This window comes from Streptomyces sp. NPDC047000, assembly GCF_040644295.1.
Taxonomy (GTDB): domain Bacteria; phylum Actinomycetota; class Actinomycetes; order Streptomycetales; family Streptomycetaceae; genus Streptomyces.
Genome location: NZ_JBEYWE010000014.1, coordinates 151,051 through 168,950, shown reverse-complemented (window position 1 = coordinate 168,950; position 17,900 = coordinate 151,051). Strand labels below are relative to the sequence as shown.

15 protein-coding genes and 2 pseudogenes (1 of these 17 running past the window's edge) are annotated in these 17,900 nt (G+C 72.8%); 7 read left to right on the top strand and 10 right to left on the bottom strand.

The window, feature by feature from the left end:
- Window positions 1-4,473, bottom strand: the 5' portion of a protein-coding gene (locus ABZ862_RS22750) for an ATP-dependent helicase (RefSeq protein ID WP_360960810.1). The gene continues 402 nt to the left of window position 1, outside the view; only the first 4,473 of its 4,875 coding nucleotides appear in the window; its start codon is at window positions 4,471-4,473; its stop codon lies off the left edge, out of view.
- Here ABZ862_RS22750 and ABZ862_RS22745 point away from each other — a divergent pair.
- The 7 genes and pseudogenes from ABZ862_RS22745 to recX form a co-directional block, all read left to right on the top strand.
- Window positions 4,456-5,406, top strand: a pseudogene (locus tag ABZ862_RS22745) (AraC family transcriptional regulator); the annotation flags it as partial. The gene ABZ862_RS22750 and the pseudogene ABZ862_RS22745 overlap by 18 nt on opposite strands.
- A 167-nt stretch (window positions 5,407-5,573) precedes the next feature.
- On the top strand, window positions 5,574-6,368 hold the full coding sequence (locus tag ABZ862_RS22740) for an AzlC family ABC transporter permease (RefSeq protein WP_360960852.1): 795 nt from the start codon (window positions 5,574-5,576) through the stop codon (window positions 6,366-6,368).
- Complete coding sequence (locus tag ABZ862_RS22735) at window positions 6,365-6,673, top strand: AzlD domain-containing protein (protein WP_360960808.1); 309 nt, start codon at window positions 6,365-6,367, stop codon at window positions 6,671-6,673. Before ABZ862_RS22740 ends, ABZ862_RS22735 begins: the two co-directional genes overlap by 4 nt.
- Before the next feature lie 89 nt (window positions 6,674-6,762).
- Window positions 6,763-6,957, top strand: coding sequence for a DUF3046 domain-containing protein (locus tag ABZ862_RS22730; protein WP_360960806.1), 195 nt, complete (start codon window positions 6,763-6,765; stop codon window positions 6,955-6,957).
- Window positions 6,958-7,017: 60 nt separating this feature from the next.
- Window positions 7,018-8,265, top strand: coding sequence for an AI-2E family transporter (locus ABZ862_RS22725; protein WP_360960804.1), 1,248 nt, complete (start codon window positions 7,018-7,020; stop codon window positions 8,263-8,265).
- 269 nt (window positions 8,266-8,534) lie between these two features.
- Window positions 8,535-9,668: a recombinase RecA gene (gene recA / locus ABZ862_RS22720; RefSeq protein ID WP_360960802.1), complete on the top strand. Its 1,134-nt coding sequence runs from the start codon at window positions 8,535-8,537 to the stop codon at window positions 9,666-9,668.
- 3 nt (window positions 9,669-9,671) lie between these two features.
- On the top strand, window positions 9,672-10,475 hold the full coding sequence (gene recX / locus ABZ862_RS22715) for a recombination regulator RecX (protein ID WP_360960800.1): 804 nt from the start codon (window positions 9,672-9,674) through the stop codon (window positions 10,473-10,475).
- Window positions 10,476-10,906: 431 nt separating this feature from the next.
- Here recX and ABZ862_RS22710 read toward each other — a convergent pair.
- From ABZ862_RS22710 to ABZ862_RS22670, 9 genes and pseudogenes are all read right to left on the bottom strand, one after another.
- A pseudogene (locus ABZ862_RS22710) lies at window positions 10,907-11,302 on the bottom strand (rhodanese-like domain-containing protein); the annotation flags it as partial.
- On the bottom strand, window positions 11,299-11,928 hold the full coding sequence (locus tag ABZ862_RS22705) for a cysteine dioxygenase (protein WP_360960798.1): 630 nt from the start codon (window positions 11,926-11,928) through the stop codon (window positions 11,299-11,301). The pseudogene ABZ862_RS22710 and the gene ABZ862_RS22705, both read right to left, overlap by 4 nt.
- Window positions 11,929-12,006: 78 nt before the next feature.
- Window positions 12,007-12,078 (bottom strand): putative leader peptide, encoded by a 72-nt coding sequence (locus ABZ862_RS22700; protein WP_309544753.1) that lies wholly within the window; start codon window positions 12,076-12,078, stop codon window positions 12,007-12,009.
- Between the two features lie 251 nt (window positions 12,079-12,329).
- The gene (locus ABZ862_RS22695) at window positions 12,330-13,940 is read right to left on the bottom strand and encodes an FAD-dependent monooxygenase (RefSeq protein WP_360960796.1); all 1,611 of its coding nucleotides are present in this window, start codon (window positions 13,938-13,940) and stop codon (window positions 12,330-12,332) included.
- A gap of 245 nt (window positions 13,941-14,185) precedes the next feature.
- Window positions 14,186-15,100 carry an amino acid ABC transporter permease gene (locus ABZ862_RS22690; RefSeq protein ID WP_360960794.1) on the bottom strand — a complete coding sequence of 305 codons (915 nt, stop codon included), beginning with the start codon at window positions 15,098-15,100 and terminating at the stop codon, window positions 14,186-14,188.
- The gene (locus tag ABZ862_RS22685; protein WP_360960792.1) at window positions 15,097-15,762 is read right to left on the bottom strand and encodes an amino acid ABC transporter permease; all 666 of its coding nucleotides are present in this window, start codon (window positions 15,760-15,762) and stop codon (window positions 15,097-15,099) included. The genes ABZ862_RS22690 and ABZ862_RS22685 overlap by 4 nt, the downstream gene beginning before the upstream one ends.
- 112 nt (window positions 15,763-15,874) lie before the next feature.
- Window positions 15,875-16,717, bottom strand: a complete 843-nt coding sequence (locus ABZ862_RS22680; RefSeq protein WP_360960790.1) for a glutamate ABC transporter substrate-binding protein — start codon at window positions 16,715-16,717, stop codon at window positions 15,875-15,877.
- A gap of 180 nt (window positions 16,718-16,897) precedes the next feature.
- Window positions 16,898-17,674, bottom strand: coding sequence for an amino acid ABC transporter ATP-binding protein (locus tag ABZ862_RS22675; RefSeq protein ID WP_360960788.1), 777 nt, complete (start codon window positions 17,672-17,674; stop codon window positions 16,898-16,900).
- An 87-nt stretch (window positions 17,675-17,761) separates the two neighbouring features.
- Complete coding sequence (locus ABZ862_RS22670) at window positions 17,762-17,887, bottom strand: hypothetical protein (RefSeq protein ID WP_360960786.1); 126 nt, start codon at window positions 17,885-17,887, stop codon at window positions 17,762-17,764.
- Window positions 17,888-17,900 lie beyond the last annotated feature (13 nt).

The window sequence follows — 17,900 nt, the reverse complement described above, 5'->3', positions numbered from 1 at the left end:
GTGGGGGGGGGGGGGGGCGGCCCCGCCCCCGGGGGGGGGGGGGGCGGGGCCCGGGGCCCCCCCCCCGCCGCCGGGATCGCCGAAGTCCACCGGCCCGTCGGGGACTTCGAAGGGGCCGAGGGGCGTGAAGCCGTCCGGGTCGCGGGGACCGGTCCGGCCGGGGCCGGGGCCACGGCCGGTGACGGGGTCGACGCCGTACGGCAGGTCCGGCAGTGCCGTCCCGCGCTCGCGGGCGTTGGCCACCGCGCGGAGACGGTCCACGGCGCCGTCCATGGCGAACTGGGCCGCGCCCAGCCCCTCCACGACATAACCGCGCCGTGCCTGGCCGCTCTCCTCGAACACCGACAGCACCCGGTACGTCGCTGAGAAGCCGCCCTCGACGCCCTCCGCGGCGACCGCTCCCCGGGTCACCACCCCGTGCCGGTCCAGGAGCGTGCGCGCCAGGGCATGGGCGCGCACCGTGAGATCGGGCTCCTGGGCGGGAAGCAGCGACCAGCGGCCCCCCACCGTCGGGGGCCCGCCGCGGGACGCCGTGCGGGCGGCGGCCGTCAGCGAGCCGTAACGCCCGCGCGGCGCCGCGCGCCTGGCGCGGTGCGCGGTGGAGCCGGCGGTGCGGCCCGAGCCGAGCAGGGCACGCATCGGCGCCAGCGTGTCGTTGGTGAGCCGACCGGACCAGGCCAGGTCCCAGACCGCGTCGGCCAGCTGGGGATCGGTGGCCTCGGGGTGGGTGTCGGCACGGACCTGATCGGCGATCTGACGGAAGAACAGGCCGTAGCCGCCGGAGAGCGCGTCCAGGACGGACCGGTGCAGCGGGGTGAGCTCCAGGGGGTGCGGGGGAGGCAGCAGCAGCGGTGCCGCGTCCGCCAGGTACAGCGAGACCCAGCCGTCCTTGCCGGGCAGGGAGCCCGCTCCGGCCCACACCACTTCGCCCGCCGCGGTGAGTTCGTCGAGCATCGCCGGCGTGTACCCGGTGACCCTGGACGGCAGGACGAGCTTCTCCAGCGCGGAGGCGGGCACCGAGGCGCCCTGCACCTGCTCGACGGCGCGCACCAGCCCGTCCACCCCGCGCAGGGCGTGCCCCCTGCCGATGTGCTGCCACTGGGGGAGGAACTGGGCGAGGGCGGCGGGCGGCACCGGCTCCAGTTCCTGCCGCAGGGCGGCCAGCGAGCGGCGGCGCAGCCGGCGCAGGACCGCCGCGTCGCACCACTCCTGCCCGATGCCCGCCGGATGGAACTCTCCCTGCACGACACGCCCGTTCGCCGCGAGCCGCTGCAGCGCGCCCTCCGTGACGGCGACCCCCAGGCCGAAGCGGGCCGCCGCCGCGGCCGACGTGAACGGTCCGTGGGTGCGCGCATGGCGGGCGAGGAGGTCCCCCAGAGGGTCCTTCACCGGCTCCGTGAACGCTTCCGGGATTCCCACCGGGAGCGCCGTGCCGAGTGCGTCACGCAGCCGGCCCGCGTCCTCGACGGCCGCCCAGTGATCGGCTCCGGCGACACGGACCCGGATCGCCCGGCGGGCGGCGGCCAGCTCCGCCGCCCACTGCGGCTGTGCGCCGCGCTCGGCCAGCTCGGCCTCCGTCAGCGGCCCGAGCAGCCGCAGCAGATCGGCGACACCCTCGGCGTCCTTCACCCGGCGGTCCTCCGTGCGCCACTGCAGCTCGCGCTCCAGCTCGGCGAGGACCTCCGCGTCCAGCAGTTCGCGCAGTTCCGCCCGGCCCAGCAGCTCGGCCAGCAGCCGTGAGTCCAGCGACAGCGCGGCGGCCCGCCGCTCGGCGAGCGGCGAGTCCCCCTCGTACAGGAACTGGGCCACGTACCCGAACAGCAGGGAACGCGCGAACGGGGACGGCTCCGGCGTGGTCACCTCGACCAGACGCACCGTGCGGGACTCCAGGTCGCCCATCAGCTCGACCAGGCCGGGCAGGTCGAACACGTCCTGGAGGCACTCGCGGACGGCCTCCAGGACGATCGGGAACGAGCCGAACTCGCTCGCCACCTGGAGCAGCTGCGCCGCGCGCTGGCGCTGCTGCCACAGCGGCGTCCGCCTGCCGGGGCTGCGGCGCGGCAGCAGCAGCGCACGCGCCGCGCACTCGCGGAACCGGGACGCGAACAGCGCCGAACCGCCGACCTGGTCGGTGACGATCTGATCGACCTCGCCCCTGTCGAACACGATGTCCGCCGCGCCCACCGGCGCCTGGTCCGCGTCGGTCCCCGAAGCGAAGGGCGCCGGCTGCGCCGGATCCTGGTCGAGCAGGTCCAGGCCCATCAGATCGGCGTCCGGCAGGCGCAGCACGATGCCGTCGTCGGCGTGCATGACCTGGGCGTCCATGCCGTACCGCTCGGAGAGGCGGGCGCCCAGTGCCAGCGCCCACGGGGCGTGCACCTGGGCGCCGAACGGCGAGTGCACCACCACCCGCCAGTCGCCGAGCTCGTCACGGAAGCGCTCCACGACGATCGTGCGGTCGTCGGGCACATGGCCGCACGCCTCGCGCTGCTCGGCCAGATAGGACAGCAGGTTGCCGGCCGCCCAGGCGTCCAGCCCCGCCGCGAGCAGGCGCAGCCGGGCGTCCTCCTCGGGCAGCGAGCCGACCTCGCGCAGGAACGCGCCGACCGCGCGCCCCAGTTCGAGCGGGCGGCCCAGCTGGTCGCCCTTCCAGAACGGCAGTCTGCCCGGCACGCCCGGCGCCGGGGACACCAGGACGCGGTCGCGTGTGATGTCCTCGATCCGCCAGCTGCTGGTGCCGAGCGTGAACACATCGCCGACCCGGGACTCGTAGACCATCTCCTCGTCCAGCTCGCCGACCCGGCCGCCGCCCTTCTTCGGGTCGGCGCCCGCGAGGAACACGCCGAACAGCCCGCGGTCGGGGATGGTGCCGCCGGACGTGACGGCCAGGCGCTGCGCGCCCGGGCGCCCGGTGACCGTGCCCGTGATCCGGTCCCACACGACGCGGGGGCGCAGCTCGGCGAACGCGTCGGACGGGTAGCGGCCCGCGAGCATGTCCAGGACGGCCGTGAACGCCGACTCGGGCAGCGACGCGAAGGGCGCCGCCCGGCGGACCGTGGCGAGCAGGTCGTCGACCTGCCAGGTGTCCATCGACGTCATCGCCACCAGCTGCTGGGCGAGTACGTCCAGCGGGTTCGCCGGGACCCGCAGCGCCTCGATGGCACCCGTCCGCATCCGCTCGGTGACCACGGCGGACTGGACGAGGTCGCCCCGGTACTTCGGGAAGACGACACCCGTGGAGACCGCCCCGACCTGGTGCCCCGCGCGGCCGACGCGCTGCAGCCCGGAGGCCACCGACGGCGGTGACTCGACCTGGACCACCAGGTCCACCGCGCCCATGTCGATGCCCAGCTCGAGACTGGAGGTGGCCACCACGGCGGGCAGCCGGCCGGCCTTGAGGTCCTCCTCGACCAGGGCGCGCTGCTCCTTGGACACCGATCCGTGGTGGGCGCGCGCGAGGACCGGGGGCGCGCCCAGCGCCGCGCCCGAGCCGCCCATCAGCGCGGCGGGCGTGTGATGCTCGTCCAGAGGCTCGCCGGTCGCGCGCTCGTGGGCGATCTCGTTCAGCCGGTTGCACAGGCGCTCGGCGAGGCGGCGGGAGTTGGCGAACACGATCGTGGAACGGTGCGCCTGGACGAGATCGGCGATCCGCTCCTCCACGTGCGGCCAGATCGACGGCCGCTCGGCGCCCTCGCCGCCGTCGGCCACCGGGGATCCGCCCAGCTCGCCGAGGTCCTCCACCGGGACGACGACGGAGAGGTCGAACTCCTTGCCGGACTCCGGCTGGACGATCTCCGCCTTGCGGCGCGGCGAGAGGAAACGGGCCACCTCGTCCACCGGGCGCACGGTCGCGGACAGACCGATCCGGCGGGCCGGCCTCGGCAGCAGCTCGTCGAGCCGCTCCAGGGTGAGCGCCAGATGCGCGCCACGCTTGGTGCCCGCCACCGCGTGCACCTCGTCCAGGATCACCGTCTCCACCCCGGTCAGCGCGTCCCGGGCGGCCGACGTCAGCATCAGGAACAGCGACTCCGGGGTGGTGATCAGGATGTCCGGCGGGCGGGTGGCCAGGGCGCGGCGCTCGGCGGCCGGGGTGTCGCCGGAGCGGATGCCCACCTTCACCTCGGGCTCGGGCAGACCGCGCCGGACCGACTCCTGGCGGATGCCCGTCAGCGGGCTGCGCAGATTGCGTTCGACGTCGACCGCCAGGGCCTTGAGCGGGGAGACGTACAGCACGCGGCAGCGTTTGCGGGGGTCGGCGGGCGGCGGCGTCGAGGCGAGCTGGTCGAGGGCGGCGAGGAACGCGGCCAGGGTCTTGCCGGACCCCGTCGGCGCCACCACCAGCACGTCCGAGCCCGCGCCGATGGCCTGCCACGCGCCCGCCTGGGCCGCGGTGGGCGCGGAGAACGCCCCCGTGAACCAGCCGCGGGTCGCGGGGGAGAAGCCGTCGAGGGCCCGATGTGCGGAGTCGACCATGCGTCCATCCTGCACCCGGCCACTGACAATCGCTCTGACCTGCGCAAATGGTGCGAAAAAGGGGGGAATAGGTGTCAAGTGCGCTGTCCGGGCCCGCGCCGCGCTGCTCCGCCCCTCGTGGACAATGGCCCCATGACGGGCGCGGCGAAGGAACGGGCGCGGCACTGGCGGTACGCCGAGCTGCCCGGTGTCGATCTGCTCAGGGCCCGGTACGTGCGCAAGACGTTCGTCCGGCACACCCACGAGGACTACGTCATCGCCGCCGTCTCCGACGGCGTCGAGATCTTCCACCACCACGGCTCCGAGCAGTACGCGGGCGCCGGCACGCTGGCTCTCATCAACCCGGACACGCCGCACACCGGACGCGCGGGCGTCCCGGAGGGCTGGCGCTACGGGGCTCTCTACCCCTCTCCGGGACTGGTCGCCGAGATCGCGGCCGAGACCACCACACTCCGCGGCACGCCGGGCTTCGTCCACCCGGTGCTCGACGACCCGTACGCCGCCGCCCTGGTCCACCAGGTGCTGCGGGCCGCCGACGAGGGCGACGCGCTGACTGCCGACACGCTGCTCAGGGTTGCCGTGACCCGGCTGCTGAGGCTGAACGGCGGCCCGCTGCCGCGGCGCGAGCCCCGCACGGCCGGAGCCCTGACCGCCGCACGCGCGCGTGCCCTGCTCGAGGAGCGGATGGCCGACCCGCCGACCCTGGAGCAACTGGCCGCCGAGTTCGGCGCCGGTCCCTTCGCGCTGCTGCGGGCCTTCCGGGACGCCTACGGAATGCCGCCGCACACCTGGCTGACGGATGCGCGCGTGCGCCGGGCACGGCGGCTGCTGGACGCGGGCGGCACGCCCGCCGAGGCCGCCGCGGCTGTCGGGTTCGCCGACCAGCCGCACCTGAACCGCCACTTCACCCGCATCGTGGGCGTGCCCCCGGGCGCCTACCGGCGGGAGCGCAAGAACGTACAAGACGAGCACCGCGGGCTGCGCATATCGTCCGACGAGTGGCAGAACAGACCGCTCCCCCAGACACCGAAGACGTCGAACACGCCGAACACGTCAAGAACGTCAAGAACGCCAAGAACGCCAAGAACAACGTCAAGGACATCGCAGACACCGAAGGCGCCGCAGACGCCGAAGACACCGCCGCGGGCAGGCCGGACTCCGCCGTCGTCAGGGACGCCCTCGGGGTCGGCGTCGCGGTGGGACTGTCCGGCTTCGCCTTCGGGGTGACGTCGGCGGGCAGCGGGCTCACCCTGCCGCAGACCTGCGCGCTCAGCCTCCTGGTGTTCACCGGCGCGTCGCAGTTCGCGCTGGTCGGTGCCCTCGCCGCCGGGGGCAACCCGCTCACGGCGGCCGCCGGCGCCTTCTTCCTGGGCGTGCGCAACGCGTTCTACGGGCTGCGCCTGTCCCAGCTGCTCGCCCTGCCGCGCGCGGTGCGGCCCTTCGCCGCCCAGTGGGTCATCGACGAGACGACAGCGGTCGCGCTCGCCCAGCCCGCCCGGCGAGCGGCCCGCATCGGCTTCACCGTCACCGGGCTCAGCCTGTATCTGCTGTGGAACCTCACCACGCTGCTCGGCGCGCTGGGCGCCAAGGCGATCGGTGACACCGGCACCTGGGGCCTCGACGCGGCGGGACCCGCCGTGTTCCTGGCCCTGCTCGCACCCATGCTGAGGACCGCCACCGAGCGCGCCGTCGCGGGACTCGCCGTCGTCCTGGGTCTCGGCCTGCTGCCGTTGCTGCCCGCCGGAGTACCCGTCCTGGCGGCCGCCCTGGCGGCACCGGCGGTCCTGTACCTGGAAGGCGTCCGCAGCCGTCGCGGCGGCCCGCGCGGCCTCCCCCCGGCGGCGCGCCGGAGCGGCGAGGACGCCGACGGCACCACGGGAAAGGAGAGGCAGTGAACACCTGGATCGCGATCGGCGTCACCGCCCTCGGCTGCTACCTCGTCAAGCTCGCCGGTCTGCTGGTGCCCGCGGGCGCACTGGAACGGCCGCTCGTGCGGCGCCTCGCCGCCCTGCTGCCCGTCGCCCTGCTCGCGGCGCTCACCGCCCAGCAGACGTTCGCCGACGGTCACACGCTCGTGCTCGACGCGCGCGTGGCGGGGCTCGGGGCGGCCGCCGTGGCGCTGGTGCTGCGCGCCCCGTTCCTGGCCGTCGTCGCGTCGGCCGTCGTGGTGACGGCTGCGGTACGGGCCCTGGGCGGCTGACCGGACGGCCCCGGACAGGCGGCCGTCCCGCCGCCGGGCGCGGGACGCCGGCCGCACCGTACGCCCGCAGGGGCGGGGATACTGGTCCCATGCGGTTGACGGTCTTCTGGCAGCGGATGGCGGAGCACTTCGGCGCGGGCTCCGCCGAGACCTTCGCGCGCGATCACGTGATGTCCGAACTCGGCGGGCACACGGTGCACGAGGCGCTGTCCGAGGGCTGGGCGGCGAAGGACGTGTGGCATGTGGTCTGCACCGTCATGAACGTTCCGCAGGAGCGGCGCTGACCGGGGAGAAGATCCGGAGACCTGGTTCCGGCTGTCGGCGGCGTGGGCGAGACTTGATCCGTGGCACCCACTGACGAGACCGGCCAGACCCCTCAGCACGCACACGCAGCCCCGTCCGGCGCATCCCCGTCCGACACGGCACCACCCGCCCGGCCGGCCGCCGCGGGCACCGCGGCGCCGGACACGCGCATGCCGCGCTGGCTGCCGCGCGCCATGGTGCTCGCCCTCGGTCTCATCGCCACGTTCCAGCTGGGCAGCTGGGCCTTCCACCGGCTGACCGGCCTGCTGGTCAACGTCCTCATCGCGTTCTTCCTGGCCCTCGCCATCGAACCCGCGGTCGGCAGGATGGCCACGCGCGGCATCCGCAGAGGGCTGGCCACCTTCCTCGTCTTCCTCGGCCTGGTGATCGTGAGCGCCGGTTTCGTCGCGCTGCTCGGTTCGATGCTGGCCGGCCAGATCGTCAAACTGGTGGAGGGCTTCCCCGACTATCTGGACTCGGTGATCCACTGGGTCAACACCACCTTCCACACCCAGCTCAGACGCGTGGACGTCCAGGAGGGCCTGCTCCGCTCCGACTGGTTGAAGAAGTACGCCCAGAACAGCGCCGCCGGAGTGCTCGACGTCTCCGCCCAGGTGCTCGGCGGGCTGTTCCAGCTGCTGACGATCACGCTGTTCTCGTTCTACTTCGCCGCCGACGGACCGCGGGTGCGCCGCGCCCTGTGCTCGGTGCTGCCGCCCGCCAAGCAGGCCGAGGTGCTGCGCGCGTGGGAGATAGCCGTGGACAAGACCGGCGGCTATCTCTACTCGCGCGGCCTGATGGCTCTCGTCTCCGGCATCGCCCATTACATCCTGCTCCAGGCGCTGGGGGTGCCGTACGCGCCCGTGCTCGCCGTCTGGGTCGGTCTGGTCTCGCAGTTCATCCCCACCATCGGCACCTACCTCGCGGGCGCCCTGCCGATGCTGATCGCGTTCACGGTCGACCCGTGGTACGCGTTGTGGGTGCTGGTCTTCGTCGTGATCTACCAGCAGTTCGAGAACTACGTGCTGCAGCCCAAGCTGACCTCGAAGACCGTCGACATCCATCCCGCGGTCGCCTTCGGCTCGGTCGTCGCCGGAACGGCGCTGCTCGGCGCCGTGGGCGCCCTGATCGCCATCCCGGCGGTCGCCACGCTGCAGGCGTTCCTGGGGGCGTACGTGAAGCGCTACGACGTCACGGACGATCCCCGTGTCCACGGCCACCGGGGGCGCGAGCCCGGCAGGGGACTGCTGACGCGGGTGCGGCGGCTGTGGGGACGGGGCCCGGCGTAGCGGCCCGCGGCATGCCGGCGAGGGAGCCGGGGCGTTCCCGCGTCCGGGGGAAAGCCCCGGGTGTCGCTTGACACAAAAATCGAACATCCATTCTTATGGAGTGGGCGGCGAGGCTCGTGGAACGAGTTTCGACGGGTGTTTCGCCCCGTTAGGGGCGGTTGTGTACCCGAGTTGTCCACAGGCCGGACCGGCGTCGGGGCGCATTGTCAGTGGCAGGCGTTAGCGTCTTTGACGTGAAGCGATCGACTCAAGCAAACCGGGTGGAACCCATGGCAGGAACCGACCGCGAGAAGGCGCTGGACGCCGCGCTCGCACAGATTGAACGGCAGTTCGGCAAGGGCGCGGTCATGCGCATGGGCGAGCGGTCGAGGGAGCCCATCGAGGTCATCCCGACCGGGTCGACCGCGCTGGACGTCGCGCTCGGCGTCGGAGGTCTGCCGCGCGGCCGTGTCGTGGAGATCTACGGCCCCGAGTCCTCCGGCAAGACGACCCTGACCCTGCACGCGGTGGCCAACGCCCAGAAGGCCGGCGGGCAGGTCGCCTTCGTGGACGCGGAGCACGCCCTCGACCCCGAGTACGCCCGCAAGCTCGGCGTCGACATCGACAACCTGATCCTCTCCCAGCCGGACAACGGGGAGCAGGCCCTGGAGATCGTGGACATGCTGATCCGCTCCGGAGCCCTCGACCTCATCGTCATCGACTCCGTCGCCGCGCTCGTCCCGCGTGCGGAGATCGAGGGCGAGATGGGCGACAGCCACGTGGGTCTGCAGGCGCGGCTGATGAGCCAGGCCCTGCGGAAGATCACCAGCGCGCTCAACCAGTCCAAGACCACGGCGATCTTCATCAACCAGCTCCGCGAGAAGATCGGCGTGATGTTCGGCTCCCCGGAGACCACGACCGGTGGCCGGGCGCTGAAGTTCTACGCCTCGGTGCGTATCGACATCCGCCGCATCGAGACCCTCAAGGACGGCACCGAGGCGGTCGGCAACCGCACCCGCTGCAAGGTCGTCAAGAACAAGGTCGCGCCGCCCTTCAAGCAGGCCGAGTTCGACATCCTCTACGGCCACGGCATCAGCCGCGAGGGCGGTCTGATCGACATGGGCGTGGAGCACGGCTTCGTCCGCAAGGCCGGTGCCTGGTACACGTACGAGGGTGACCAGCTCGGCCAGGGCAAGGAGAACGCGCGCAACTTCCTGAAGGACAACCCCGACCTCGCCAACGAGATCGAGAAGAAGATCAAGGAGAAGCTGGGCGTCGGGGTGCGGCCGGAGGAGCCCGCCGCCGAGCCGGGTGCGGACGCCGCCGTCTCCGCCCCCGTGGACACCGTGAAGCCGGACGCCGTGAAGCCGGCCACCGCCCCCGCTGCCAAGGCCACCAAGGCCAAGGCGCCGGCGGCCAAGTGACCCGTGACCCGGCGAACCGAATGGCCGGAGCACACCCGCCCCGGCGCCCCGCGCGGGCGGGACGGCCGGCACGGCGGGGCCCCGGCGGCGGAGGACGACGACCTGTACGGGAGTGACGGCTCGTACGGGGGTGAGGAACCGGGCACGGGCTCGCCCCGGAGCGAAGGCACGTCCGGCGGCAGCGGCCGCCGCGGCACCGGGGACGCGCGGGGCGGCCGAGGCCGCCGCAGGCGCGGCTTCGGCGAGCCGTCCGGTGATGACGGGGCCACCTCTTTCCCGGCGAGGGCCGAGAAGGAGGAGCCCCCCGCGGACCCGGTGGAGCGGGCACGGGCGATCTGCCTGCGCCTGCTCACCGGGACCCCGCGGACCCGCAAGCAGCTCGCCGACGCCCTGCGCAAGCGGGAGATCCCCGACGAGGCGGCCGAGGAGGTGCTGTCCCGGTTCGAGGAGGTCGGACTGATCGACGACGGCGCGTTCGCGGGCGCCTGGGTGGAATCCCGGCACCACGGCCGCGGCCTGGCCCGCCGCGCGCTCGCCCGGGAACTGCGGACCAAGGGGGTCGACTCCGCACTGATCGACGAGGCCGTCGGCCGGCTCGACCCCGAGCAGGAGGAAGCGACCGCACGCGACCTCGTGGCCCGTAAGCTGCACGGCACCCGCGGCCTCGACCGCGACCGGCGGATACGGCGTCTCGCGGGCATGCTGGCCCGCAAGGGCTACCCCGAGGGCCTGGCCCTGCGGGTGGTCCGGGAGGCGCTGGAGGAGGAGGGCGAGGACATCGAGTTCCTCGGCGGGGAGGACGGCTGAGCGGCTCGGCTCGGCTCGGCTCGGCTCGGGCCCGGCCCGGCCCGAGGAGCGGACCCGGCCCCCGCGCCGCACCTTCCGGCCCCGTCGCGCACGTGGCGCCGTGTCCTCGGCCGTCGTACCGAAGAGTGCCGCTGGTGCTGCGACCGGAAGGGGCCACCGGCTCGCGACGCCCGGCGCGGTCACCCCACGCACGGCAACGCTCGCGCGGGAAGGACCTCCACACCGTCGACCCCCGCCTCGCTCACCCGGGCCGACGGGGTACCGTCCGACTCCTCCCGCCCGATCCGCCGGGACCGGCCCTACTGTGCCGCGTCCGCGGCTTCGTCCCCGCCCGGGCGGACGACGCCCGGTGGTGAGACGCCGGGCGCGCGGACGGCCGCTGTGGGCACCGCCGTGGCAGGGACGGCCGCGGAAGGGGCGGCCGTAGCGGGGACGACCGGCAGTCCCGCCGCCCGCCATGCCTGGAACCCGCCGACCAGGTCGGTCGCGCGGCTCAGGCCGAGCCGGTGCAGGGAATCGGCGGCGAGACTCGACGCGTAACCCTCGTTGCAGATCACGACGGCACGGACGTCGTACCCCGTGGCCTCGGGGACACGGTGGCTGCCCCGCGGATCGAGCCGCCACTCCAGCTCGTTGCGCTCGATGACGAGGGCGCCCGGGATCAGCCCGTCACGCTCCCGCAGGGCCGCGTACCGGATGTCGACCAGCAGCGCGTCGCCCGCCCGCGCGGCCCGGTGGGCGTCCTCGGGACCGACCCGCCGGTAGCCCTCGCGTACCTGCTCCAGCAGCTCGTCGATGCCGGGCGGCCGTTCGTCCGTACCGCTCACTGCCAGTCCTCCGGACGCTCGACGTGCTCCAGGCGCAGCGTGTCGCCGGTGCGGCTGTAACGGCGGATCCGCGGCAGTGGCGGGTAGTAGGCGTGCACGGAGACGGCATGCCCGTCCGCGGACTCGTTGAACACCTCGTGGACGTGATGGCGCCCGAACGTGCGGCCCTGACCTGCCGTCAGCCGCCGCTCGCGGTCCGCGCCGCCGGTGAGTTCCAGGGTCCGCCAGCCGTCCGTGGGCAGCCGGACGGCGAGGGAGTTCTCCCGGAGCTCGCCGCGGGCGGTGACGAAGGCGCCGACCGAGTCGGCGTGGTCGTGCCAGCCGGTGCCCGTGCCGGGCGGCCAGCCGATCAGCCACGCCTCGCTGCCCGCGGGCCCGGCCAGCCGTACCCAGGTACGGCCCTCAGGGTCCAGGGGGAGCGAGGCGACCAGCGCGGTGTCGGCGGCCGCGCGCCGTGCGAAGTCGAGGAGCTCCGCCTGCGTGGGACCGGACCGGGAGCCGGACCCGGGGTCCGGCACCGGCGCCGCGCCGGTGCCCCGGGCGGAGGGAGAAGTCTCGGAAGACTCAGAAGCCAGGGAGGACAGGTCAGAAACCAGGGAGGACAGGGAAGACGAGGAGGCAGACATGTACACCGTCCTGAAGTGCGTTCGCGTGGGAGCGCGCGGCGGCACAGGGGGCGGCGCGCGCGTGGTGAGGAGGCGAATTCAGCAGGACGGCCGACACACGCAGCCCGCATAGCGGACGAGGTCCATATGGACCCTCCGCCACAGGCGCACATCGGTGTCGGTCACGGACCGGAGTAGACCAGGTGGACGCGTGGCGGTCAACTCGTCGTCACCATGTGGACCACACCGTCGCCGGCGCCCCGCCCGAAGGCCCTCGCGCGCCTTCCGGCAGGGGTTCTGCCGCCGCGTGCGGGCAGGGCGCCGGCTCCGGCCGGCGCGTCGCCGGACGGCTGTGGACCGGCGGGGCCAGGACGGGGTGCGGGGTTGCCGGAGCGGGCCCCGGCGCTGCCTTCGGCGGTCCGTCAGGAGGCCGAGCCGGCCGGTGCCTCCGCCTCTTCCCTCTCCCGCGCCGCGTCTCCCAGTACCGCCCCCGTCGCGGCGAACAGGTCGGCCGACCGGACTCCGCTCAGCGCGGTCACCAGATGACCGTCGGGGCGTACGAGCAGGACGGTGTGGGCGGCCGCGCCGGGATAGCTCTCGGCGACCAGCAGCTCGGCCGGGTGCGGCAGCGCCGCGACGGCGGCGGCCAGCCGGGGCATGACACCCGCCGTGACCCAGTGCCGCCGTTCCCACACGGCCGAGCCCGGCGCCACCAGCAGCACCAGCAACGCCCCCCGCCCCAGCCGGTCCCGCAGCCGCACCAGGGACCCGTCCTCGGCCGTGACCGCCACGTCGGTGACCGCGGCGCCCGGCGGGGTGTCGACCGGCACCTCCGCCTCCAGATGCCGCGGCGCGAGCGGCGAGCCCGCGTAGGTCCCCGGAGCGCCCAGCACCCCCTGCCCCAGGTGGCCGTCGGCGAGCAGCGCGTCGTGGCCGCGGGCCGAGCCCGGGACGTACGTGCGCAGCCCCCCGCCGCCGCGCAGCAGCGGCAGCACCTGGTCGGCGGCCCGCAGCCGGGCGGAGACCACGGCGCGCCGCTCGGTCTGGTAGCTGTCGAGCAGCGCCTCGTGCGGCCCGTGGTGCCACGCCGAGGCCAGCTTCCAGGCGAGGTTGTCCGCGTCCCGCAGCCCCTCGTCGAGCCCCTGGGTACCGAGCGCGCCGAGCAGGTGCGCGGCGTCCCCGGCGAGGAAGACCCGTCCCGCGCGCCACCGGCGGGCGAGCCGGTGGTGGACCGTGTGGACCCCGGTGTCGAGGAGTTCGTACGGCGGTGTGGGGCCGCCGGTCCAGCCCGAGAGGGTCTCCCTGATGCGGGCGACCAGCACATCGGGGGTGACCAGGTCCTTGCCCGGCGGCAGCAGCCAGTCCAGCCGCCAGACACCGTGCGGGAGCGGTCGCGCGGTGATCTCCCCGGCGGAGGGGCCGGACGTCCGCCACGGCGGGCTCCGGTGGAGCAATGCCTGACCGGGCCAGGGCAGTTCGGTGCGCAGCGCGGCGACGGCGTGCCGTTCGACGGCCGTACGGCCGGGGAAGCGGATGTCCATGAGCTTGCGCACGGTGGAGCGCGGACCGTCGCAGCCGACCAGATGGCTGCCCCGCCACCAGGTGCCCTCGGGCCCGCGCGTGTGGGCGGTGACGCCGGAGCGCTCCTGCTCGACCGCGTCGAGCCGGCTGTGGGCGACGAGCCGGGCGAGCGGCTGTGCGGCGAGCGCCGCGCGCAGGGAGCCGGTCAGCACGTGCTGGGCGATGTGGAGGGGGGCGGGATCGGCGTCGCCGAACGTGATCTCGCGCGTCAGCTGCTTGCGCCGCATCGACCGCCATCCGGACCAGCGGATTCCCGCCTCCTCGAGCCGGACCCCGGTCAGCCGGGACATCAGCGCGGCGGTGTCCTCGCGCAGTACGACGGTGCGCGCGAGGCGTGGTTCGTCCGTGCCCGGCCCCTCGTCGAGGACGACGGACGGCACCTCGTGGCGCGCCAGTGCCAGGGCGAGCGTGAGCCCGACGGGCCCTGCCCCGACGATGATCACCGGGTCCATGACGTGCCGCCCCCTGCCCGCGGCGGAGTCCCGTGGGACGGGTGTGAACAGGAGGTTTGAGCAGGGTGCACGATCACAGAACGTATGCAACCCATTGCCGGTGACCGCGTCAAGCGATGAGGGGCAGTGGCGATCTTGCCACTGCCCCTCGGGTTGTTCCAACCCGGTCGGTCGACGGACGTCGCGGGGTGCCGTACCGGTGGACGGATGTGACGCCGGGGGCCGCCGTGCCGGTGGACGGGCCGTCAGACCGCCTGGGCCGTTCCGGCCGGTGCGGAGACCGTGGTGCCGACCTCACCGGCGTTGAGCTCGTCGGCCTCCTCGGCTCCGATCACCGTGCCCGTGCCCCGCTTGCTGCGGCGCAGCCGGCCTTCCAGCCAGTGCGCGAAGCTGGTGAGCGCGAAGTTCACCACGATGTAGACGGCGCCCACGACGATGAAGCTGGGCACCACGTTGGCGTAGTTGGCCGCCAGGGTGCTGCGCGAGTTGAGCAGCTCGGTGTACCCGATCATCACACCGCCCAGGGCGGTGTCCTTCACGATGACCACGAGCTGGCTGACGATCGCGGGCAGCATCACCGCCACGGCCTGGGGGAGCAGGATGCCGGCCATCGTCTGGCCCTTGCGCAGCCCGATGGCGTACGCCGCCTCCGTCTGCCCCCGGGGAAGGGCCAGGATGCCCGCCCGGACGATCTCGGCGAGCACCGAGGCGTTGTAGAGCACCAGGCCGGTGACGACCGCGTACAGGGGCCGCTCCTCGCTGCCGACGCCCGTGGAGCGCGAGTAGAACTCGTTGGCGAACAGCATCAGCAGCAGTACCGGGATCGCCCGGAAGAACTCGACGATCCAGCCGGCCGGCAGGCGTACCCAGCGGTGGTCGGACAGCCGCGCGATGCCGAACACGGCGCCGAGCGGCAGCGCGATCACCATGGAGAGCGCGGCGGCCTCGAGTGTCTTGCCTAGCCCGGGCAGCAGATACGTCGTCCACGCGTCGGCGGTGGTGAACGGCTGCCACAGGGTCCACTTGAGCTGGCCCTTGTCGTCCATCGTCCGCCACGCCCACCACAGGACCAGGGCGAGCAGGACGAAGAAGACGACCGCGAAGACGATGTTGCGCCGCCGGGCGTTCGGGCCGGGAGTGTCGTAGAGGACGGAACTCATCGCTTCACCGCCAGTCGTTTGCCGAGCCAGCCGAGGAGCAGGCCGGTGGGCAGGGTCAGGACCACGAACCCGAGGGCGAAGACCGCGCCGACCGCCACGGTCTGGGCCTCGTTCTCGATCATTTCCTTCATCAGGGTGGCGGCCTCGGCCACGCCGATGGCGGCCGCCACGGTGGTGTTCTTGGTCAGGGCGATCAGTACGTTGGCCAGGGGGCCGATCACCGCGCGGAACGCCTGCGGCAGGACGACGAACCACAGCACCTGGAAGAAGTTCAGCCCGATCGCGCGGGCGGCCTCGGCCTGCCCGACCGGCACGGTGTTGATGCCGGACCGCAGCGCCTCGCAGACGAACGCCGCGGTGTAGGCGGCGAAGCCGAGCACCGCCAGCCGGAAGCCCTGGACGCCGAAGTCGGACGCGCCCATGGTCACACCGAAGATGTCGGCGAGCCCGAGCGAGGTGAAGACGATGATGACCGTCAGAGGGATGTTCCGGACGATGTTCACGTAGGCGGTGCCGAACCCGCGCATCAGAGGGACCGGACTGACCCGCATGGCGGCCAGCACGGTGCCCCAGACCAGGGAACCCAGGGCGGACAGGGCGGTGAGCTTCACCGTCATCCAGAACGCCCCGATGACGTCATAACCTTGAAGAAAGTCGAACACGATCTCCCGCGCTTCCGCGTGTGCCGGGGGGTGGCGCGCCGGTGTGCGGCCCGTGACCGCGGCCGGTCCACCGCAGCCCGGTCGACCGCGGCGCGCCACCCCAGGGGGTGTCCTACTTGACGATGTTGCCGATCTGCGGGGCCGGCTCGTTCTTGTACTCCGCCGGGCCGAAGTCGGCGTCCACGGCCTTCTGCCAGGAGCCGTCCGACACCATCTTCTTCAGCGCGTCGTTGATCTTGGTGACGGTCGCGGAGTCCCCCTTCTTCACACCGATGCCGTAGTTCTCGTTGCTCAGCTTCAGACCCGCCAGCTTGAACTGGCCCTTGTACTTGTCCTGTGCCGCGAAGCCCGCGAGGATCGAGTCGTCGGTGGTCACCGCGTCCACGGCACCGCTCTGCAGGCCGGCGATGCACTCCGAGTAGCCCGCCAGTTCGCGCAGGTTGGCCTTCGGGGCGATGGTCTTCTGCACGTTCTGCGCCGAGGTCGAACCCGTCACGGAACACAGCTTCTTGCCGTTGAGATCCGTGCCCTTGGCGATGGCGGAGTCCTTCTTCACCAGCAGGTCCTGGTGGGCCAGCAGATACGGGCCGGCGAAGTCGACCTTCTGCTTGCGCTCGTCGGTGATCGAGTAGGTGGCCGCGATGAACTTCACGTCGCCGCGCTGCAGCGCGTTCTCACGGTCGGCGCTCTTGGTCTCCACCCACTCGATCTGGTCGGCCTTGTACCCGAGCGCCGCGGCCACGTACGTCGCCACGTCCACGTCGAAGCCGGAGTAGGAGCCGTCAGGCTGCTTGAGGCCGAGACCGGGCTGGTCGAACTTGATACCGACCTTGATCTTCTTGCCGCCGCCGCTGCCGGAGGAGGAGCCGCTGTCGTCGCTGGAGCCGCAGGCGGTGGCCGTGACGGCGAGCGCGAGTACGAGGGCCGAGGCCGCGGTGACCTTGCGGAGCTTCATGGAGCACTTCCTTCGTGTGATGAACGGGTACAGACCCTCACGCGCACGTGGGGCAGGAACGAGTGCATGACCGGCCGCCTGCGGGGGCGGGGCCGGGGCCGGGTGGACGACCGGCTGTCAGTGGTGCGGCCGTCAGTGGTGCGGAAGTCGGTGGTGCGGAAGTCGGTGGGTGACCGGACGTCAGTGGTGCAGGATCTTGGACAGGAAGTCCTTGGCCCGGTCGCTGCGCGGATTGCTGAAGAACTGTTCCGGGGTGGCCTCTTCGACGATCCGGCCGTCCGCCATGAACACGACGCGGTTCGCGGCGGACCGGGCGAAGCCCATCTCATGGGTGACGACGATCATCGTCATGCCGTCCCGGGCGAGCTGACGCATGACCTCCAGGACCTCGTTGATCATCTCCGGGTCGAGCGCCGACGTCGGCTCGTCGAAGAGCATGACCTTCGGGTCCATGGCCAGGGCCCGGGCGATGGCGACGCGCTGCTGCTGACCACCGGACAGCTGCGCGGGGTACTTGTCGGCCTGCGTGCCCACGCCCACCCGGTCCAGCAGGGCCCGGGCCTTGTCCTCCGCGGCCTTCTTGCCGGCCTTGCGGACCTTGATCTGACCCAGCATCACGTTCTCGAGCACCGTCTTGTGCGCGAAAAGGTTGAACGACTGGAAGACCATGCCGACGTCCGCCCGCAGCCGGGCGAGCGCACGGCCCTCCTGCGGCAGCGGGAGCCCGTCGATGGTGATCGTGCCCGAGTCGATCGTCTCCAGACGGTTGATCGTGCGGCACAGCGTCGACTTGCCGGACCCGGAGGGCCCGATGACCACGACGACCTCACCGCGGTCGATCGTCAGGTCGATGTCCTGGAGCACATGCAGCGCGCCGAAGTGCTTGTTGATGCTCTTCAGGACGACCAACTCGCCGGTCGCGACCGCGTCTTGCTTGGCAACCGATACTTCGGTCATTGCTTTTGGGCTCCGTCCTCCTCGGTTGCGGAGGACAGTAGGTGAGCGTGATGACCTGCGTCATTACATCTGAGGGAGATCTGAGCATCACGACACGGCATCGAACGGATACACTGTGTGATCATCGCCGTGGCGCGTTTCGGCCGGGTTACGGAACATGAATGCCGCCGGAACCCTCTTGACGCCGCCGCCGTCCATCAGCGTGACTGCCATCGTGCAGGTACGC